Annotated in this window: 12 protein-coding genes and 1 pseudogene; 1 reads left to right on the top strand and 12 read right to left on the bottom strand. The window is 46.0% G+C overall.

Translation table 11 applies throughout. From position 1 onward, the window contains the following. Positions 1-1,198, bottom strand: a pseudogene (locus LJE72_RS14445) (beta strand repeat-containing protein); the annotation flags it as partial. 204 nt (positions 1,199-1,402) lie between these two features. Between LJE72_RS14445 and LJE72_RS14440 the strand changes: the two are divergent. Beyond that, positions 1,403-1,837, top strand: coding sequence for a TIGR03943 family putative permease subunit (locus LJE72_RS14440; protein ID WP_229248381.1), 435 nt, complete (start codon positions 1,403-1,405; stop codon positions 1,835-1,837). On the opposite strand, the gene LJE72_RS14435 is transcribed toward LJE72_RS14440, so the two are convergent. From LJE72_RS14435 to LJE72_RS14380, 11 genes are all read right to left on the bottom strand, one after another. Next, positions 1,770-3,788, bottom strand: a complete 2,019-nt coding sequence (locus tag LJE72_RS14435) for a DUF6449 domain-containing protein (protein WP_229248380.1) — start codon at positions 3,786-3,788, stop codon at positions 1,770-1,772. The genes LJE72_RS14440 and LJE72_RS14435 overlap by 68 nt on opposite strands. After that, positions 3,763-4,662 carry an ABC transporter ATP-binding protein gene (locus LJE72_RS14430; RefSeq protein WP_229248379.1) on the bottom strand — a complete coding sequence of 300 codons (900 nt, stop codon included), beginning with the start codon at positions 4,660-4,662 and terminating at the stop codon, positions 3,763-3,765. Before LJE72_RS14430 ends, LJE72_RS14435 begins: the two co-directional genes overlap by 26 nt. Continuing rightward, complete coding sequence (locus LJE72_RS14425; RefSeq protein WP_229248376.1) at positions 4,655-5,041, bottom strand: GntR family transcriptional regulator; 387 nt, start codon at positions 5,039-5,041, stop codon at positions 4,655-4,657. The genes LJE72_RS14430 and LJE72_RS14425 overlap by 8 nt, the downstream gene beginning before the upstream one ends. 216 nt (positions 5,042-5,257) lie before the next feature. Continuing rightward, the gene (locus LJE72_RS14420; protein ID WP_229248385.1) at positions 5,258-5,833 is read right to left on the bottom strand and encodes a Uma2 family endonuclease; all 576 of its coding nucleotides are present in this window, start codon (positions 5,831-5,833) and stop codon (positions 5,258-5,260) included. Positions 5,834-6,109: 276 nt separating this feature from the next. Then, positions 6,110-7,960, bottom strand: a complete 1,851-nt coding sequence (locus LJE72_RS14410; RefSeq protein ID WP_229248375.1) for an acyltransferase family protein — start codon at positions 7,958-7,960, stop codon at positions 6,110-6,112. Between the two features lie 383 nt (positions 7,961-8,343). Beyond that, positions 8,344-10,536 (bottom strand): YcdB/YcdC domain-containing protein, encoded by a 2,193-nt coding sequence (locus LJE72_RS14405; RefSeq protein ID WP_229248374.1) that lies wholly within the window; start codon positions 10,534-10,536, stop codon positions 8,344-8,346. Between the two features lie 529 nt (positions 10,537-11,065). After that, complete coding sequence (locus LJE72_RS14400) at positions 11,066-13,057, bottom strand: methyl-accepting chemotaxis protein (protein WP_229248373.1); 1,992 nt, start codon at positions 13,055-13,057, stop codon at positions 11,066-11,068. Positions 13,058-13,743: 686 nt separating this feature from the next. After that, positions 13,744-14,934, bottom strand: a complete 1,191-nt coding sequence (locus tag LJE72_RS14395; protein ID WP_229248372.1) for a biotin carboxylase N-terminal domain-containing protein — start codon at positions 14,932-14,934, stop codon at positions 13,744-13,746. Between the two features lie 47 nt (positions 14,935-14,981). Beyond that, the gene (locus tag LJE72_RS14390; RefSeq protein WP_229248371.1) at positions 14,982-16,547 is read right to left on the bottom strand and encodes an AMP-binding protein; all 1,566 of its coding nucleotides are present in this window, start codon (positions 16,545-16,547) and stop codon (positions 14,982-14,984) included. After that, positions 16,548-20,900, bottom strand: a complete 4,353-nt coding sequence (locus LJE72_RS14385; RefSeq protein ID WP_229248370.1) for a non-ribosomal peptide synthetase — start codon at positions 20,898-20,900, stop codon at positions 16,548-16,550. 31 nt (positions 20,901-20,931) lie between these two features. Next, positions 20,932-21,174, bottom strand: coding sequence for an acyl carrier protein (locus LJE72_RS14380; protein ID WP_229248369.1), 243 nt, complete (start codon positions 21,172-21,174; stop codon positions 20,932-20,934). Between the last annotated feature and the right edge of the window lie 73 nt (positions 21,175-21,247).

Here is a 21,247-nt window from a genome sequence, read left to right as displayed (position 1 = left end):
CAACATCGCCAGTGGCCCCAGTAGTTCCTGTAGCGCCAACATCGCCTGTAACTCCGGTTGCTCCAGTAGCCCCAACATCGCCTGTAACTCCTGTTGCTCCTGTTGACCCAACATCGCCTGTAACTCCTGTTGCGCCAGTAGCGCCAACATCGCCTGTAACTCCGGTTGCTCCAGTAGCCCCAACATCGCCTGTAACTCCGGTTGCTCCAGTAGCCCCAACATCACCTGTAACACCTGTTGCTCCGGTCGACCCAACATCACCTGTAACACCTGTTGCTCCGGTCGACCCAACATCACCTGTAACTCCAGTTGTTCCAGTAACCCCAACATCGCCTGTGGCCCCAGTTGCACCCGTCACTCCAACATCACCAGTAACTCCGGTTGCTCCAGTAGCCCCAACATCGCCAGTAACTCCTGTTGATCCTGTTGCGCCAACATCGCCAGTGGCCCCAGTAGTTCCTGTAGCGCCAACATCGCCTGTAACTCCGGTTGCTCCTGTTGCGCCAACATCACCTGTAACTCCAGTTGCGCCTGTCGACCCAACATCACCTGTAACTCCGGTTGCGCCTGTTGCGCCAACATCGCCTGTAACTCCGGTTGCGCCTGTCGCCCCAACATCGCCTGTAACTCCAGTTGCACCCGTCGCGCCAACATCACCTGTAGCCCCAGTTGCACCAGTTGCACCAGTAGCCCCAACATCACCCGTGGCCCCAGTTGCACCTGTCGATCCAACACCACCTGTAACCCCAGTTGCGCCGGTTGCCCCAACATTGCCAGTAGCTCCAGTAGCCCCAACATCGCCTGTAGCCCCAGTTGCTCCTGTCACCCCCGTTGCCCCCGATAAATCTTCAGTACCCACGCGATTTAACTCTGAGGGTAACACACGATGGGGTGCCACTAAGTTACCATCAACATCTTTACCCCATGCAGATATTTCTACTGCGTCTGAGCTTGTAATAAAGTTAAATTCAAAAGAATTTAAATTTGCGAAAAAGTTTCTATCCGTTACTTCCCCAGCACCTAAGCCAAAATCCTCCAGTACATACATGGTCTTTACTATCCCTGTCACGAAATACCCCATTATTACAATATCTACTGATGTACTATCATCATTAGAAATTTTTACTGTAAATGTCACAGTTGGTCGTATGCCACCAACAGGGGTATTTTCAATTAGTCCGGTACTTAATTCCATCATTGACAATTCTCCTCATTCGTTCATATATATTATTCGGAATTCATATATTCTATTAACCTTGTTCGAATTTTGTTAAATTCATATATTCTATTAACCTTGTTCGAATTTTGTTAAGTAAAGCCGCGTAGGTCCCGCTCTTACGACTCCTGCGGTGTTGCCTTGCTTCAATACTCATTCATTACCCCCTTCAGAGACCCCACTACCATGCAGGACAACGAGTTTGTACCCGCTCGTCTGACCATGTTCTGCTTTGTTGCTGATTTAACAACTTGCGCTCTAATCTGCCGATATGATAAGGCATACCAGCTAAAGGCAGATACCTGGATAACTGTTGAGGGCCTTATTCAGACAGGAAAATATCTGGATGATAATGAATCGGTGATCACAGTGACAAGAATTTCATCGGCTGAGAAGCCGAAAGAGGATATATATATCCATTTTGAAGTCTGCAATGTCCTTCCGCCTACATCATTAGCTCATTTCTTCTCCAACCCCAATAAAAAATGCCACGCCGGTTGGACTTTGAAAGGTGCCTTTCAAAGTCCAACCGGCGTGGCGGTGGCAGCGCTGATTAATTGTCTTCCTGCAACTCTGCGAAATATCCCTTTAATTTTGCCGAAACCCCTGCCTCAAGACTGATCCGTTTTTCCCAGACATGATTCCGTATGTTAAAGCGTACGCTGACATCATTGCTATGGTAGTTTGTACTGGGATTCATATTTAATAATTCCTCAATCACATCCCGCTCATTGATGGTTACCGGGCTGCGAGTTGCTGCATTGTCAGAGTACGCTCTGTCCTCAGCTTTTTCCAGTTCAACGGATTCGATGTCCTCCAAATGCAGGGCAAATTGATCATAGTAGTCCTTATCCTTAAGCCAACTCAGCAGTGAGGTAAAACTGCTTTGAACCAGGATGTTTCGTTCATTACCCTTATTGTTTTCCAATACAGATAGCCATATATAATAATCTCTGCTTGAGGTCATATCCTCATAGGACATCTTAATCGTTTCGTTTTTCAAAAATTCCGTTAATTCCAGGATATCCTTAGTTCCTGTGAAATTCACCTGCCGTTTACCGATGCGGTCATCTCTGACAGACATCCATTTTATGTCCTCCGGCACCAGACGCATTACTGCAAATTTCAGTTTTTTGTACTCCAAGGATTCATAAATGGGCTTAAGGAAAGCGGCATCACTCTGATTAGCTTCATTAATATTGTATTGGCGAAGGATATAATCTCCACTTTTCAGGGTGTAAATGATATAAGGGGATGAACCTGTCTCCCTCTTTCTTTCCTTGATCAAATGCTTCTGTAACTCAATCACTCCCGCAATATTCTCCTGACTTTCCAGCAGGATAGGCGGATTATCTTCGAAGTACCTACTATCCCGGTATCTGGACTCCAGAAATTCGGGATTCTTTTCTTTCTCAAAATAGAACCACTCGTCATAGCTATAGCCGAAATAAACCTTTTCTACTTCCTCAGGGTTGGGCACTCGCTTAACAAAGCCCGTAACATCCAGGGACAGGCCTCCCAAGAGCAGCACAATAACAAGGGCGTAATAGAGATAACCCTTATACAAGTGTAAAACTTTGAAGGACTTATGGATCAGAATTTCCGCGACAAAGTAGCCCAGAGCCGAAGCAATAACATAACCCAGGATCAGCATGGGGAGGGATTGTCTGGAAACCCCGCAAAAATAGATTCCTCCAACCAGCATTAAACAGAAGGTCATACCGTATTTAAATACCGGATAGAAGGCCGGAAAGGCAATAATATCACCTGCCGTTTCCAACCTTCTGTGTTTATAGACAAACCAGCCCAGAACCAAAAACGTGGCGGCTGATATGATGTAAGCAAGAAAGTAGCCCTCAGTATGTGAGCTTTTCGGGAGAGCCCCATTGAGCAAGAAAAATAAGGGATGACTATCCTCGATAAACAGTGAGTAAGGGACTTCACCGAAGCCAAACAACAATTGCTCAAGGCTGAATTTAAGCATAACATAAATTCCTATGGGCAGTATTTGGACCAGATAAGTGAACACGATTTGGGCTACGGAAGATCCGGTAAACATCCCGACCAAGACAGCGATACTATAAAAGAACAGACAGAAAAAGATATTGAGTCCAAGCCAGGTGAAAATCTTAGGCAGCGTATAAAAGCTTCCCAGGACCGTAAAATAGTCTAATAATATCATAATCAAAGAATTTAAGACGGCGGGGATTATTAATAGAACAAACCCTGCCAGGCAATGGCTGGCATAATGAGAGCTCCTTTTCAAGGGTAGGCTGTGCAGCATAACGGCGGACTTGTCTACCTGCAAGTAACGGAATATCAAGACTGCCATAAGAACCGGTACAGTACAGATTAGAATTGCTTGAACGTCAGCCTGGAAAAACCTCAGCGTTCTGTCGATAGTGTCTTGGATCCAGGTAATGTTTTGGACCTCCATTCCCATGGCTTTCATAAGGTGACTGAAGGGAATATAGGCCATAAGAGCCAGAGTATAGAGAGCGCTTACCCACCAAAAACGTTTCAAATCGCTTAAGATCAAGGCCTTATTAAATAATGATATTTTGAATGTCATAACCCATCCCCCCTAATTCATAAATAAAAATTTCTTCAAGTGTCAGAGGCAGAACATCCAAAATAACCGGATTCGCTGATTTCATGGTTTGCAGCAATTGATTTTTATCCCCTCTGGCAATCAGCAGCAGTATGCTGCCTGTCTGGGTTCTGTGCAAAACTTCAGGACCTGCCAGGAACCCTTCCGGAATGTCACCGGCAAAACCCAGCTGAAACTTATGAACATCCGATTTCATATCGTCCAGTTCCCTCTCCACAACGATTTTCCCCTTGTGCAGTATGCCGACATGGTCGCAGACATCTTCCAGTTCTCTCAGATTATGGGATGATACCAAGACAGATACCTGCCTTTCCGCTACATCCTGAAGGATAAGGCTCCAGACCTTTTTGCGCATGACAGGATCCAGGCCATCGACAGGCTCATCCAGGATCATGACTTTGGGCATCGCGGAAATTCCCAGCCAGAAAGCTACCTGTTTCTGCATTCCTTTGGACAGTTTGACCACTCTTCTCTTGCTGTCAATGGGAAATACCTGCTTTAATTGTTCATACCGGTTCCAATTCCAGTCAGGATATAGTTTGGAGTAAAACTTTGCAGTTTCATCAATACTCGCTTGAGAAAAAAAGTGCAAATCGTCGGGAATATAAATCATTTGCGCTTTAACCTGAGGATTTTCGTAGACCGGCTGATCATCAATGGTCACTATGCCTTGATCCTGGCGGTATAATCCGCTTAAATGCTTAATCAGAGTGGTCTTGCCGGCACCATTAGGCCCCAGCAGGCCATAAACGGATGCCTTTTTGACCTTTAAATTCAGATCCTCAAGAACTTTATAGTTGCCAAAGGATTTCGTTAGTTTTTGGGCCTCAATCATTGTTCCTCTGCCTCCCTCTTCCATATAGTTCCTCAATTCTGGCAATGAGCTGCTCCTTGGGAATATTCATGTAGGCCAGCTCTGAAACCAGTTTCTCCAGCTCCAGCAGCAAGTCGTCTTTTCTTGCCTGGTTGATTTTATTGTAGATGGGTGTCACAAAACTTCCTTTGGCCCGGACGGAATATATGTATCCTTCCAGCTCAAGTTCTTTGTAGGCCTTATGAATGGTATTGGGGTTAATGGTGAGGGACTGGGCCAATTCACGAACAGAGGGAACTTTCTCTTCAGGTTTCATTGCTCCGCTGATGATGAGAGCTTTTATCTTCTCCTTAATCTGTTCGTACAAAGGGTTATGATCCATATAATCCAATTGAAACATAGTTACCTCCCAACTGTTCTAAATTATATAGTACAGTTAATACAGTTTGTATGCTAGCAGATATTTCCTTTATTGTCAATATGAAATGCCAGTCCCACTTTGAAAGACACCTTTCAAAGTGGGACTGGCATGGTGACAGAGCTGGTTAATTGTTTTCCAACTCCCCATAATATCCCTTGAATTTTGCTGAAACAGGGGTATCAATGTTGTCTAGCTTCAAATACCTTCAAACACAGGTTTTAAATCTACCGTGAAATCTGAGAAAACAGACATTTTCGCTTTATCCTTCTCCGTGTACGCTTCTGGGCGACCGTATCGTTTATTTTCTTGTAAAGTAAATACGCTTATATATTTACCGTCCGGTTCTACGATCCAGTACTCCTTTACACCAACTTTTTCATACTTATTAAACTTTATTACCCTGTCCTGTCTAGTCGTTGATAGTGAAGATATTTCAATGATTAGAGCAGGCACTCCGAAATATCCGGTTTTCCTTAGTTTAGTTTCATCACTCACTATTACAATATCCGGTTGTACAACATTTAAGATGTCATCATCGCTTTCTTCATATTCAACCAGGCATAAGTCAAAAGGAGATGCGAACACTCTGCAAGGTTTATCCATTAAATAGTTGGATATTTGTCTGTATAGCTCGCCAGATATGCTCTGATGTTGCCATTTCGGTGCAGATTGCAAATAAGGTACACCCTCAATTATCTCCCATCTTTCGTTTTCAGGCCATGTTAAGTAATCAGAATAGGTATGTTTTTTGTTCTCTTCTGGTAAAGACATAACCTGATCCTCTCCTTTCGCTTTTCTATATATTACCATAACAATTCCCTCGTTTCCATTAGAAAGCTATTTATAGGTTTTAAATAATAGACAAACTGACTTGAAAAACTATTAGTCCTAGCACGTTTTGTACTGTTATACAAGGCGAAGTAATCCGGTATAGCAATCTGTTTTGGACAGCCCTTTTCGCAATATCTGCAGGTTGTGCAAGGAATTGCAGTATTTTCATTGATAATTTCACTTACCTGATTAAAGTCACATTGCTCGTGTTTTTGATTATTCTCCATCGTTTTGATTAGAAATTAAGGCTTCGATTAGTACCTCCCCATAGGCTTTCATGCCCGACTGGGTCAGATGAACACCGTCTGGATAAAAATAATCCTCATGGCCGCTACTGATCAAATGCCAATCTATCAGCTTAGTATTTGGGTAGGACTCCGCTACCTTTGTCAGGGTCTCATTGACTTCTGTTTCCCAGGGCTTGGGGACGCGGGTATTCACCAGCAAGATTTCCTCGGTTCTTTGCAGGGAGTCCAGAGTTTCCTTTAACTGTTTTTCTGTAAAGGAACCGTTTGATCCTAATTCAATAATTACAATTTTTCCGAGCTTACCTTCTTTTTGGAGCCTGGAAATGAGATCCGGAGCCTGATACATCTGCCTGCCGAGTTGCGCGTCGATTACAATACCAGGCAGGCGATTATGCAAAACAGGCTCTAAATTGATCATTAAGGAATCTCCGATGATCGTAATATCATCCCCATTGATATCATTTTTCCTATCTGTCGCCTTAGGTCCCATGCCGACGATCTCATCTTTGTCAGCTACTTGAGCTTGTTTTTGAGTCACATGGCTCTTCGCTAAAGCTTTTTCTGAAATTTGCATACCTCCATTGAGGGTCACAAACAATATTAAAAACATCAACAATATACTCAATGAAATTTTGGTACTGAGGGCCAATGGCCTGTGCCACCACTGCAGGTCTGACCTCCGCCTCCGAACTTGTTTCCGTCGTCCGTACCGGATGGGCTCCTCGATTAAGTAGCGGGATAGAGCAGCCAGGATAATGCTTATGGCAATTTGCCAAAGTGAGCGGGAATAGTTCAAGCCTTCCCCATTCACAACCGGATTTGTCAGTACGATGACCGGGTAATGCCACAAGTAAATCCCATAGGAACATTCTCCTAGCCAACGCAAGGGGCCCCATCCGAATAACCTGCCCAGATAGCTGGCCGGGTGGGCCAGAACTGTCACCAGGCCAGCCGCCGCAACAGAGTAAAGCAAGAGTCCGCCCTGATAGAGAGAGGTCTGGTATTGGTTTGTTTTCCCGATCATTAAAAGTACGACCAATAACCCCAGGCTTCCGGCCAAATCCAGCGCCATTCTCTTTTTAGCGGACAGATCTGGGTTCATCTTCCAACTGGGCCATACCATCGCCGGGACTGCCCCGACAAGCAAAGCGAAAGCACGGGTATCCGTGCCATAATATACCCTGCTGGGGTCATGACCCGGTATGTAAATCAGCGCCATCGCCGCAGCGGAAGTCAAAGCGACAGCTATTGTTCCCCCGATAATCCATTTGCGCTGACGGAAACAACGTAGCCCCATTACTAAAAGAAGAGGCCAGAATAGATAAAACTGTTCTTCTACCGCCAAAGACCAGAGGTGTCCCAGAGGAGACGGGGGACCGAAGCTTTCAAAATAGGATACCTGATGGAAGATCAGATACCAGTTGCTGGTATAAAATACCCCAGCCAGCGCTTCCTGCTTCAAGACTGCCAGACGTTCCGGAGCGCAAAGCATAACCCAGAACATGACGACTGCCAGCATCACAAAAAAAGCCGGCAGCAGCCTCCGGGCACGACGCAGCCAGAAATCCTTCAAGTCGATCCCTCCGGATTGCTCCCATTGCTTCAGTAAAATATTAGTGATCAAATACCCGGATAGCACAAAGAACAAACTTACCCCTAAGAGCCCTCCCGGCACCCAAGTCAGCTTGAGATGGTAAGCAATCACGGCAAACACCGCCAATGCCCTCAATCCGTCTAATCCCGGCATATAGCCGATGGAATTCTGCTCCAATCCCCCTGAGCGTAAATTCACTTGATTTGTTTTCTTGCTGCAATTCATGTTCTCATCTTCACTCTCCAAATTATGCCAGGCTTCGGGTTTTTTCCATCATAGCCATTTCTCCTTTTCACAATACCAAGTTTAGAGTTTAAGTGCTTTACAAAAAGCTTAAATTTTATTACGAAAAAGTTACAAATATCGAATAAATGCAGATTCTGTAGGATAAAGAAATAAGAGCGTTTTAAACGCTCTTATTAACCTATTTCCTGATTTGGTCAGGTCTTCCTTTGTAATGCAGCCGTCCCCGTCACAATTAATGTGCCGTACCCTTAAGTAGGGCAACACCAGTAATGATTAATCCAGCCAGGGATCCCCCCTTATTGAACACACCTGTGATACTTTGGGCATCATTCCAAGTGATGGCGGTTGTGTTTGTTAAATATTTACTTCATATTAGTATTCTGTGGTTGCTCAACTGCATAAGCATGGACTAAAGCATAAGCGGCTTCAGCTCTTGTTACCGTTTGGTTTGGGTTTAAGGTATTGCCATCAAATTTTAAAATACCCAATCCCCATGCGAGGGCAATATAGCCCAGTGAATCAGGCTTAATTGTGTTGGCATCTGTAAAGGGAAGAGCATAGATACCTTGAGCCTTGGCCGACGGTTCCATTTTAATGAGACGAATCATTATTTTCGACAGATCATCTCGGCTTAATTCAGACTCAAGTTTTAAATCCTCATGGAGCCAACCACGCTCTTTGGCAATCTTCAATACATCCTCATCAGCCAAAACATCCCGATTGTTTCCTTCCAACGTAATCATTGCCCGCAAAAGCGAACCAGCGGTGATTTTTTCATTCGGGCGGAAGGTATCTCCGTATTCTCCAAAGGCCCTCGTCAGAGCCATGATGCCTATTTCCTTTTCTGCATAATTCCCCTGAATATCCGTAAATTTATGGGAACTAGACCACTGTGATTGGGTTTTTCCATACCAATCCATAGGTTCACCAGTTTTAGCGTTAATCATCCCAGGACCGTACATTATAAAGTTAGAATTGGGTTGATAGACCAAGCGGGCTTCCTGTTTTTGCCCATCCTGCTTGTAAATTAAGGTGTAACTCAGCTCTAAGGGGCGCATTTTTAAGAACCGATCTGTTGCTTCGTTAATAGGCAGTACATCAGCGGAACTTGGGAATTCAATGTTGGACCAGTTCATATTATAATTTATTACTTGTTTAGCGACCGTATCTACAGTTAGGTTAATTCCGTTACGGGAAACCGGAATACCATCGACGACCCTAACATAAGAAAACATCTGAATATAAGAAGGGATTTTACTACCATAGAACCTTTCAGATTCCAATTTAACAAGTTCAAAGCGTTCAGGCTGTATACGCTTGAGAAAGTCATCCGCAATTTCTTGCGCTTCTTTACGTGTAACGGTCTTAGCCTTGTCATCTGGTTTTGTATTGTAGGACATATGGAAACTGATCAAATCTCCAGTCTTAGCGTTTACGCTAGCACCAATGAAACGGTGTTCCCCCATATAAAAAGACTCAGTATTCCAATTTAAATCCCAAACTTGTTCACTAGGGTTTTGCCAGTCAGGATTCAGGCTGGAGTTTTGCATCACAAATTCCTTGGGAATTTTAATGGCTTTTTTGACGATCTCAACCGCTTCACTCTGGCTAATTTGTTGGGAATTTTCCGGAGAATCCTTACTGGTTGAAGCTTCTGTAACTTGGGAAGCGACTCCTGGCATTATTGTCGTCGATGTTGCAGCCGAAATACTGCTTACTGCACTCCTGGATTCATAGCCAACTGCCTGATCATCAAGAGTTACAGGCTTCCCGCTTAACGCATCAACGGCTCCTCCGTAGTAATTATTGGACAACTGGTAAACGAGGAGTACGCGTTGGGGTTCTGATATTTCAGGATTCATGAGTGGAGGTATAAAATACTGTAATTCGAGCATGGGAGTATCTGAAAACGTTTGACGCGCCGTTTCAGGGGAGATAACCTTCGACGCCGCGGGGAAATTAAGATCATGCGTCCAATTAAAATTGTAATCCCTAACTTGCCCATTATCACCCCTAACACTCACGTTCACACCGTTACCTGGAAACGGGATACCGTCTACAATCCGGATCCATCGGAAATTGTAGGCAAAGGGCTGTGAGTTGTTTAAATCCAATACCTGTTGGTCATCCTTTACAAGTTTCATTTCTGATTGATATTTACTTGCCAATTTCGAGATCAGATCGGTGGCTTTTTTTTCCGCATCTTCCATGGATAGGACAGGTAGTTTAAAAGACGGACTAAACGATTCTTCCCATTGATTAATGTTTAAAATGTCTCCGGTTGTTGCGTCAACCATTGCATTGAAACTCCCATGCGGTTGTTCCATTGAACTCCAGTCAATGTTATAGGTGGCACGATCGTTATATTTATTATATCCCGTAGACATTCGTGAATATTTCTCGGGTATACTAAAGTTATCCTTGACGATCTGCACGGCCTGTTCAACTGTAATACTTGCTTTTTCACTTCCAAGGGTATTGACGGGATAAACCGCTAATTGTAAAAGGAGAATAAAAATAACCACAATGTTCAAATGGCGAATCTTCCTAAACATTTTATCAATCCTTTCCACTTTGTCTCTATGCAACTATTTCTTTGCTAGTTTCTAAATACGGGATAACCTTGTGCATCCAGAACTTTCGCTTTGTTAATAAGTAGCGAGTGGCTGTTCCCCCCTCCTTCCTTTGTCATTGAATTTAAAAGCTATTCAACATCTGTTGTTCTAGGCTGGAATAATATACATATTCTTCCCTTTCTTATATTTACCTGCCAATTTTTAAACTATTTTCCTTTTCAACTGTTCGACAAAGACTTTCCGGACTTTTATTTTTGATGGCGATAGATAAAATTGAGACTCATCCCGAACACGCTCTAGCCTAATAGTCACTGCTGGCACTTCAGTTACCATAGCCAGAAATTAGTTACGACATCTTCTAGAAACAAAAGGCCGGTTTTCCTTTGAGGAAACCGGCCTTTTGTTTATTTAATACTTACACTATTTTTTTGCCAAGATTATTACAGCTTTGTAATCCCTTGTTTTAACAGTGGCATAGGACTTACTCATTTGATTTACATTCTCATAGTCAAACGACAAATTTCTTCACCATATTTTGAAGATCTTTAGCTGCCTCATTCATCTGCCGGGCGCTAAGGGCCATTTCTTCCATCGAGGAGGTTTGCTCTTGGGTAGCAGCGGAAGCCTCTTGAGTGGAAGCAGCGCTCTCTTCCGCTACTTCAGCAATGCTGTTCATAGTCTGTACCATGTTTTTGACTTCCCGGCCAAGCCCCAGCGCAGCGAAGGAGATGCTGCCGGTTTCCGTCATAACCTTCTCGACGGCACCTTGGATAGCGCGTAGGGAATCTTGTGTTTCATTGACTGCTGATTCCTGAGCGCTCACGGCTTCGCTTGCCAGCAGTACCTCCTCCTCGGTTTCAAAGATCTCTTTCAAGATTTCCTGGATCAGACCGGCAATTTCCCGGGTAGCAGCCGTAGACTTTTCCGCCAGTTTACGTACTTCTTCGGCAACGACTGAGAACCCTTTTCCATGCTCCCCTGCCCTGGCAGCTTCAATAGCCGCATTCAAGGCCAATAGATTGGTTTGAGCGGCAATGGCATTGATAACATTGACGATCTGTCCGATCTCATCTGATTTATTGGCTAAAGCATTAATTTTATTGACTACCACCGTGGAGGCTTTTTTGTTTTTTTCCATGGCGTCAAATTGGGTAGCAATGGCCTGGAATCCTGTTTCCATTGTTTTATGGGTTTCCCCGCTGACCTTAACCAGTTGGCCCGTACTATTTTTGATCGCTATGATTGCCTTATTGATTGCTTCAATCATAGCTGTTCCTTGTTTTACGGACAAAGCCTGGCTATTGGCACCTTCGGCCAAACGAGAGATGGTTAGGGCAATCTCTTCAGCAGCCTTACTGGTTTGTTCAGCATTGGCTGCCATGTGCTCTGAAAAAACGCTTACTTGCCCTGTCGAGCCACCAATACTCTTAACCAAGACCTGTATTTGTTCTACAAACAGGTTAAAGTATTTCCCCAATTCACTAAGCTCATCTTGGGATTGCTCCTCAACTCTTATGGTAAGATCTCCTTTTCCTTCGGCTGCCCCTTTCAGAATAGCCAGTAACCCACCCAGGGGCTTGATGACCAACCTTCGGACAATCAAAGCCATGGCAAGAACAAGGAAAACAGCTAAGACTACAGAAGTCAGCCCTATTCGTTTGGTTGTTTCCCCAATCAAGCTCTTGATCAGTCCGTTATCATCTCCGATGAATATCATCCCGGCAATTTTATTGTCTACATCAACAATGGGTGAGTAAACAGAGCTGTATTCGCTGCCCCTAATCACGGATTGGCCATAATATATTTGTCCTTTCGTTAACACCTCTTCGCTTATTTGCTGGTTATCCAGTTTAGTTCCGATAATCCGATCCCCTTTTTCATCCAGAAATGTAGTCATTATCCTCTCATCGCCACTGAAAACCGTGATTTCCGAATCAAACACTTTCTTGAACCTGTCGACAAAGGCTTCGCTGCCCAGTACATAGCCTGTGGAAATAGCTCCCATAATGTCACCGTTGGCATTTCTCAGAGGATAACCCGCCCGGATAGAAAGCCCAACTTCTTTTCCTTCTTCGATGCCAACACTTTTTTCACCCCGAAGGGCCTTCTGAATATTCATTTGCCCGGCAATACTGTCCCCTAATTTCTCCGGTTCATGAGTCCTGACAAAAACCTTGCCTTCTAAATCCGTAATCAGAAAATAGTCCAGTTCAAAAGACTCCATTGCTAATTCTCCGAGTTCAATAGCCCTCTGGCGGTCGCCCGCCTGATAGGCTTGGGACAGCTGGGCGGAACTTTCCAACCAACCTGCTGCATTCAAGGCCTTGGCTTTCATATTGTCTGTTTCCGACTGTAGTACATCTGCTTTTTTGTTTAAATTCTCCTGATAAAACTCGGAAAGGTTTTCCTTGATACTCCCATGAATGCTGTATCCCAAAAGAAAAACTGCGGCGGCCATTACGAGAACAACGGGGATAATGATTTTTTTACTTAAATTCATGTCTACTCCTTATCTGCATTCCAATACATCAAAACCTTAGAAAGCACCAAAATTTCACTTCAGCAATGCTGTCTGCGTTGATTTTTTCGCAGACGGCCGGGGGCCTGGATAGAAAAAACATTTATGCATAACACTTGATTATGATTCTCAATATCATTAGCAAGTAAATATTACCACTTGCTTTTTATTCCTGTCAATATGTATTTTCCAAAGCTCTTGTGAAATAAAAAAATGTCTACTCCTTTTGGAGTAAACATTGCGTACCAACATTTCTATCCTTTTGACCTAGGTTCACAAAAAATAATGCTAAACAAAACCGAAAGCCAGTTTTCCATACAGTTTTCCTTACGTACAGAAATAACCTTAATCATATCAATATATAACGTTACCCTTAGCCAAACCCCTCAAAAATTTCAACTTTGATATCTATGTAATCCATTCCTTCACTCCTCGTATTAGTAATAACACAATATGATGTATATTACCCATTACGATTCTCAGTTAACTTATGAGGCATAAAAATGCTCCCGGTGGAAGTAGAAAGTTTTTCTATCTAAACTGTCTTGCTTCACTGAGAGCATATCAAAAGTGGGAAAGGCATCTGTAAGGACTGACGGCAGTTATAATTCCGGATAATAATCGTTTAACTGACAGATATCACCTTGATATGTGGTCAATTATTTCTCCTAAGCCGGTTTAAGAATTGTACCGGAAACTAAATTCCGTGCCGGCTTCCTCTCCTCACAGCGACACAGCTCATCCTCCAAAACCTGCAGATGGTAGGGAATCGTAGTATGAATTCCCTTAATGACAAATTCCTCCAGGGCTCGTTTCATCCGGGTGACAGCCTCCTCTCTGCCGGCTCCCCAAACAATCAGTTTTCCGATGAGAGAATCATAGTAAGGCGGCACTGAATAGCCTTGATAAACGGCACTGTCAACTCGCACTCCCGGGCCGCCGGGCACATGATAAATCTGGATCTGCCCCGGTGAAGGCCTAAAGTCGGCGGCAGGATTTTCGGCATTGATCCGGCACTCCATAGCCCAGCCCCGCAGAGCAATCTCCTCTTGGGCATAGCCCAGGGGTTCCCCTGCAGCCAAGCGGATTTGTTCCTTTACCAAATCCAGTCCCGTTACCATCTCCGTTACCGGATGCTCAACCTGAAGGCGGGGGTCTAAGGCCAGGTAATAAAACCTCCCCCGGTTATCCAGCAAAAATTTAACGGTGCCGATATTGGCATACTTCACTGCCTTAACCGCTTTAAGGGCAGCTTTTCCCATTTGTGCTCTTAATTTGGCAGGTAAGGCGAAGGCCGGAGCTTCCGCTAAAAGGTTTTGGCGGTAACCCGGACCAAAGCAGCGGCGCTCTCCCAGGTGAAGGGCCTTTCCATAGCTGTCCCCTATTATCTGGACGTCTATCTGTCTGAGTTCCTGAGGATGTTTTTCAGCAAGCATCTGCTGGCCGATCTGCTCCCAGCCTTCGGGCAGCAGGGGAATACCGGCCTCCAGCAGAGCTTTTCGGACTCCGGCTTTATCTTCTATGGTTTTAAGCGCTGCCGAGGAGGGTCCGATAAAGGTGAAGCCGCACATTTCACAGATTTCGGCAAAACGGGCATTGGCCGCTAAAAAACCGTAGCCGGGATGAATGGCATCCACCCCGGTTAACTCCGCGGCACTGATAATACGGGGAATGTTCAGGTAACTTTTGGAGATTGCCGCCGGCCCAATACAGACGGCTTCCGTGGCGGCTAAGGCAGGCAAAGCATCCCGGTCTGCTTCCGAAAAGACAGCCACGGTCTCAATCTCCAGCTCCCGGCAGGCTCTAATAATACGCAGGGCTATTTCGCCGCGATCTGTGATCAGGACTTTCTTCAGCATACTATTTGCTCCTTATTTCTCCAGCACAAGGTTTAAACAGTATCTTTTCAGCAGCTTAAGGGGACTTGCCGGCGCTTAATCTTTTTCGAGGTGGTTTTTTCAAATTCTGTCTTTCTGACAATTAATTCATGAATATGCTTATAGAGAGGATTGCGGCGGTTGACAGCCTGAATAAGCTCTTGCAAGGCCCGGGAAATATCCGCGATGTTCTGCTCTCGGACATAAACTGAATCCGGAAAAATTTCCGCGATGATCCGGTCCCCTTTCTGATAGACCATGACTTCCCTGACGATCTCCCCTTCTTTCACCTGATTCTCCAATTGTTCCGGGGAAATATTTTCGCCGTTGCTCAAAACAATTAACGCGTTTTTCCGGCCTGTTAAATACAAATAGCCATCTTCATCAAAATAGCCTAAATCCCCGGTCTTTAACCAGCCTCCGGCAATGGTTTCCGCGGTTTTTTCCGTGTCCTTGTAATAGCCCAGCATGACGGTTTCCCCTTTGACCCAGAGCTCCCCGGCCACAATTTTGGCCTCCAGACCGGCTACCACTTTGCCCACGGAACCCTTTCTCGGTTCAAGGCGGTAGGTCTCCGCTATGTTGCAGGAAGACTCTGTCATGCCGTAGCCTTCATTGATTTCGATTCCGTAAGCGGCAATCTCATGTTTCAGTTCGGCTTTGACCAGGGCACCGCCCACGACAAAGTTTTTAATGCTCCGGTCCAGCAAGTCCTCGGCGCTTTCCCGCTTGCTCAAATGCGGATGCTTTTTGGCCGTAAGGCGCAGTTGACTGTTCAGAAATTCCAGAATCATGGGCACCATAATAATGGTATTAGCTTGAAAGCGACGGGCATTGGGAATAATATTCACTAAATCGTCATTGATATTCAAGCACACCCCCAAGCAGAGGGCCCATAGGAAATTCACGGACAGACAATAGATATGGTAGATGGGCAAAACCGCCAAAATACTGGTATCCTCTCCCGTCCAGCCCGTTTGGGCGGAGCAGATTCGGGCATTGACCGCCAGCCCCCTGTGAGTCAGCATAACTCCCTTGCTTTTGCCGGAGGTGCCGGAAGTAAACATAAGCATGCAGAGGGCATCCTTATCCAGGGGATAGCTGCTTTCCTCCCGATTCCGCATAAAATCCGCCAGACTGAGTTCCGGGGGGGGCTCCCCGTCAGATGAGGAAGCCCCGGACTTCCCCGGGCTGTCCCCTAATTCCACGCAATACTTAATCTGCGGACAGCTTCTTTTGATCTCCTCTGCTTCAGCCCTATAGGCTTTGTCATGCATCAACATAGTGACATCCGCAAAGCTAAGTTCTCTGACAATATCCCCCAAGGATAGATTAATATCAATGGGCACCGCCACATTGGCGCTGTTGACAATTCCTAAAAAAGAAACCCACCACAGATAACTGGTCCTGCCCATAATGGCAATATGCATCCTGCCCTGGCCCAGGGCCCGGATTGAGTTGCTCACTGCGGCACTGTCCCTTTTTACTTCTCTAAAGGTTTTGGTAATAATTTTTTCCTCAGCCAGATATCTCACCGCCGGTCTGTCCTTGTAAGTATCGGCCGCGTAGTCAAGCAGCTCTTTAATACTTTCCACTTACCTGTCCTCCTCGGCAACTGCCCCCAGATTGGTCAGCAAATCCGCCATCCTTTTAATGGTTGACTTCTCCAGAAAATCATTAATCTCAATTTTGCAGGAATAAATGGCTTCAATTTTAGTCTGAAATTTGATCATTAATAAGGAATCCCCGCCAATCATAAAGAAATCATCCTCAATGCCAAACTCCGTGCTCCCCAGCAAATCACTCCAGATCTTAAAAATTGCTTTTTCCATGCCCCGGCTTGGTTTCACAAAATCAGAGCTGTCTTTAGTTCTCCGGGGCTTGGGAAGCCGGGCTTGATCCACTTTGCCATTTTGATTCAGAGGGATTTCTCTTAATTGAATATACTCCTTAGGCATCATATAGGAGGCCAGTTTTGAGCTGGTCTCTTCTCGTACTTCAGCCAGCTCCTCTTGGCTCAGAAACCGGCTGATTCCCTCTTTCACGCCGAGAATAACGTGTTCTCCCAACGGGGCCTCTTCGCAATCGTCACGGGGAAAAAAGGCCGTTGTCGTAAAACCTGATTCCCGGAGCAAGCGGCTCCAAACCCTTTCAGGCAGGAGAGCTGAATGAGTATCCAGGCGAAAGTCCGTATATCCGGAAAACCCTTCCAGCAATTCAAAGGTCGTTCTTTGCAAATAAGATTCCCGGGTGATTTCGATCAGCAAAACCAAGCCCCCCGGTTTTAAGAGATCGTAGCTATGCTTAAGAGTCTCCGCCACATCTTTGGCATCGTGCAAAGCATTAGCGGCCAAAACAATATCATAGCTTTCCAGGGGGTAGCCTTGCTCCTGGGGAGAGACATCCAAGTCATATATCCCATATTTTATGAAATCATACCCCTTAAAAAGTTCACTTGCCTGCTTAAGAAAAAAATTGGAGAGATCCGTAAAAACATATTCCCGGACATAACCTTGAACAGTTTCCAACAGAGATTTGCTGGTGCCCCCTGTGCCGGCGCCCAGCTCCAGCAGGCTGATTTTGGAGCCGGCGGCCTGTCGGGCTATATAGTTAAGAACTAATTCCCCGACAATATGATTAAAATATCGGGCGGAAGGACTTTCCTGATAAAGCTCCCGGGCTATAGCCCAGCTTCCTTTGGGAAAGAGAAAATCTAAAGTAGCTTTTTCTCCTGTCAAAATATCCTTGCCATATAGCATACACTGTTCATAAAAACTCAGGGTATTGGAACCCTTCTCACTGATGAAAGGAAGATTCCCATACTTCTCCTTCAGCTTTAAGAACTCTGTCTGAATCTCCTTTTTGCTTTTGGCCCGGAGAGCCGTGAAATCGTAGCCGGTCTCCTTTTTAATCAGGTGACCGTCCCGAACTAAATCTTCCAGCCAGCCAAACACCAGTTTTTGATAGACTTCTTTAATCCCGGATTGTTCCAGAAAATCTTCCAGACTCAGGGTTTCCCTCAGCCCGTGGTTGGCCAGGAATTCCCCCAGGGTGCTTTTCAGGCTTTCCAGGGCTAACTGCTCCATATCCTTGCCCAGCTCCAGGAAGATTTCGTTTTGTAATTCCGGGGGAATTTGGGCACTGGCTTTCCTGCCGGCCTCCAATAAGGCGTCACTGGGCTGGGCAGGAATTTCTCTTTTTGGTGGAACCAGATAGGCGACAAGCCGCTGACCCTGACCTGTTTTGATATCCACAAAGGCGGTTTTTATATAGGGGCTTTCCTCCAGTACTTTTTCAATTTCCCCTTTCTCCACCCGGTAGCCGTTAATCTTTACCTGCTGGTCCAGACGGCCGAGAATATCTATATAGCCCTCCTTCCGGAAAATTCCCCAATCCCCCGTCTTATAGATTCTGCCCCAGGTTTCAGGCTGTAAAAAACTTTTCTCCGTCAGCTCCTGGTTATTGATATAGCCGTCGGCAACTCCCTTTCCGCCGATATAAATTTCCCCCGCCACTTCCTCCGGGCACAGCTCCAGCTCCGGATTGAGCACATAGCAGCTTTGGTTGGCTAAGGGGTAGCCGTAAGGAATACTGGCCCAATCCTTGTCCGTTTCCCGGACTTCGTAATAGATGGACCAAATGGCGGCTTCTGTGGCCCCCCCTAAGCTAAACAGCCTGGCCTCGGGAAATTTCTGCCGGACTTTGGCCGGCAAGCTCAAAGGAATCCAGTCGCCGCTGAGCATGACTGTCCTTAAATCATAGCTCCGGTCCGCCCCCAGGCTGTCTATAACCAGATCCAGAATGGCGGGGACACTGTTCCAGAGAGTGATTTTCTCCTGGAGAATCAGTTCCTTAAGCTCATGAATATCTCTGGGCTCCCGGGCCAGTATCAGGCAGGCTCCGGCTAAAATGCTGCCGAAAATATCATAGACGGATAAGTCAAAGCCAAAGGAGGAGACATTTAAAATCCTGTCCTCTTCCCCCACGGCAAAGCGCTGATTAATGTCATATAAAGTATTGCAAACCGCCTCATGACTGATAAGCACCCCTTTGGGCTTGCCTGTGCTGCCTGAGGTATGAATGACATAAGCACTGTCCCGGCCCTGAGCCTCCCTGCTTAGGCCCTCCGGGGTCATACTTTCCTGGAGCAGGCAATCTCGGAGCAGACCCTCCGGGAGTACACTTTCTCCGAGCACACTTTCCGAGGGGCGGCTTTTTCCTTCGCCAACCCGGGCAGCCCCTTTCCCCTCCTCCGCCAAATAGGCTTTGCAGCGGCAGTTAGTCAGTATATACTCCACTCTTAAGGCGGGATAATCGGGATTAATGGGCACATAGGCCGCTCCGCACTTAATAATGCCAATGATTTTAAAAATAGTTTCCGCTTCCCGGCTCCCTTTGACTCCCACAAAATCTCCCGGGCCAATCCCCCGGCAGCGCAGGGACTGGGCATATTTTTCCCCATGCTCATCCACCTCTGCATACGTCCATTCCCGTTCCCCGTCTTTTAGGGCCGGCCGGTTTGAGTACTTCTGAAAGGAATCCTCGACTATTTTCTGCAAGGTAGTCTCAGGAAAAGTCTGAGTGGTTTGATTATAATGTTTTACCAGATCTAAAATCTCCGGGCCGGCTTTAAAGGGCTTCCGATAATCCTCCCCAATCCCCTTTCCCGCCAACTCAATCAGAGCGGTGAATTGTCCGAACATATTCGCCAGCATGCCGCCGTCAAATTTTTCCTCCAGGTAATCCCAGGTCACCACCAGCCCGGCTCCTTCTTCATGGACCTGGCAATCCAGGTAAACCTGGGGGGTTTGACTCAAGCTGTAGCGCATTTCTCCCAGCTCCCCCAGTAAGGATGCCGAAACATCCTCAGTACTTCCGGCGATTAAGCTGGTGAAGACAATGGGAAAAAGCGCCTGATTTTGGGCTGACCGGTATTTCATGACATCTCGTATCACCTCTATGCCGTCATAAGCCCCATGGCTGTACGCTTCCAAGAAGGATTCCTGCACTGCCTGAGCCTTCCTCCAGAAGTTTTCCTTCCGGCTTTCCAAGTGGAGAGGAACCAGCATTAAAGAGGTAAAATCACCGATGACATTCCGACAGCCCCGCAGCTTGCCCCGGTGGGATAACGTGAGGTTGAGAGAAAAATCACTCTCACCGCTCCAATAGGAGAGGACTTCTCCATAGCATGTGCACAAAAACACGCTGGTCAAAATTCGTTCCCTGGCCAATTCCTCCTTGACCTTTGTCCAAACTTCCCGGGGAAAGCAATGTTTAAGGCGTTTAAATTTGACCCGACCTGCCTGTAGGGCCTTGCCGGGCAAGACAGGAGCCGGGGGCAGGTCCTTAACTTTCCCTTGCCAGTAAGCTCGGTCCTCTCGGTACTTTTTACTCTTCTTTATGTTTTGCATATATAAGACATGCTCTCGGAAGCTGACCGGCGGCAGGGGTTTTTCCAGCTCCGGGTTCCGGTAATACTCCAGTATTTCCTGAAACATCAGGGTCAGACTGCCGGCGTCGGCAATTAACATGTCCAGACTGATAAACAGATACCGGCGGGTTTCTGAAAGCCGGGCTGTCTCAATAGTGAACATGGGCCAAACCACGGGATCGTAAACCTGGTGGGACAAGACAGCTCTGCGCTTGAGGATATGCTCCTCTTGTCCTTGGACGGACAAATTCTTTAGGTCATAGGTTTTGATTTTATAATAGTCAGGAATCTCAATGGTTTTCTGCTCACCCTGAGGGGATACAACCGTATGGAGCATGGGATGGCGGGCGATGACTTTATTGACCGCCTCTTCCAAGCGGGGGATATCCATACTGTTTCGGAACTCGTAATAAACATGGGGGGCGATGCCGCCGGATCTGTAGGCTTCATTGCGTCCCATCAGATAAGCCCACTGAACATCGGTCAATGGAAAAGGGGCGTTATTCTCGCTCTTCATACTTCCATTCCCTTCTTCTCAGGATTGCTTTCTAGCTGATGGCTCCGCTGCCCAGCAGTTGTTTGTCCAGGCAGGCGGCCATTTTTCTCACCGTATCATACTGGTAAACGTCGGAGGTGGGCAAATCACAGCCGTATGTCTTGCTGATTTCATTTAAAATCATCAGCAATAATAAGGAATTGCCGCCGATGTCGTAAAAGTTTTCATCATTGCCGATTTCCTCTGTCCCTAATATTTGGCACCAGATTTCCTTAATTTCTTCAAGGGTTACCATAATAGCTTTTGTCCTTTCCGTATTAGAGTAGGTTTTGGTGCGTCCTGGTCGGGCAGCTTCACCACATCCGCTT

Source organism: Desulfosporosinus shakirovi (genome assembly GCF_020595055.1).
GTDB lineage: Bacteria > Bacillota > Desulfitobacteriia > Desulfitobacteriales > Desulfitobacteriaceae > Desulfosporosinus > Desulfosporosinus shakirovi.
The sequence above is the reverse complement of the archived record's forward strand: the minus strand, read 5'-3'. Positions and strand labels throughout refer to the sequence as shown.

Bases quoted from the DNA above. Each gene is read 5' to 3' on its own strand.
- LJE72_RS14410 (WP_229248375.1), bottom strand. From the start codon at position 7,960: ATGAATTGCAGCAAGAAAACAAATCAAGTGAATTTACGCTCAGGGGGA.
- LJE72_RS14435 (WP_229248380.1), bottom strand. From the start codon at position 3,788: ATGACATTCAAAATATCATTATTTAATAAGGCCTTGATCTTAAGCGAT.
- LJE72_RS14385 (WP_229248370.1), bottom strand. From the start codon at position 20,900: ATGAAGAGCGAGAATAACGCCCCTTTTCCATTGACCGATGTTCAGTGG.
- LJE72_RS14405 (WP_229248374.1), bottom strand. From the start codon at position 10,536: ATGTTTAGGAAGATTCGCCATTTGAACATTGTGGTTATTTTTATTCTC.
- LJE72_RS14420 (WP_229248385.1), bottom strand. From the start codon at position 5,833: ATGTCTTTACCAGAAGAGAACAAAAAACATACCTATTCTGATTACTTA.
- LJE72_RS14440 (WP_229248381.1), top strand. From the start codon at position 1,403: ATGCAGGACAACGAGTTTGTACCCGCTCGTCTGACCATGTTCTGCTTT.
- LJE72_RS14380 (WP_229248369.1), bottom strand. From the start codon at position 21,174: ATGGTAACCCTTGAAGAAATTAAGGAAATCTGGTGCCAAATATTAGGG.
- LJE72_RS14400 (WP_229248373.1), bottom strand. From the start codon at position 13,057: ATGAATTTAAGTAAAAAAATCATTATCCCCGTTGTTCTCGTAATGGCC.
- LJE72_RS14430 (WP_229248379.1), bottom strand. From the start codon at position 4,662: ATGATTGAGGCCCAAAAACTAACGAAATCCTTTGGCAACTATAAAGTT.
- LJE72_RS14395 (WP_229248372.1), bottom strand. From the start codon at position 14,934: ATGCTGAAGAAAGTCCTGATCACAGATCGCGGCGAAATAGCCCTGCGT.
- LJE72_RS14425 (WP_229248376.1), bottom strand. From the start codon at position 5,041: ATGTTTCAATTGGATTATATGGATCATAACCCTTTGTACGAACAGATT.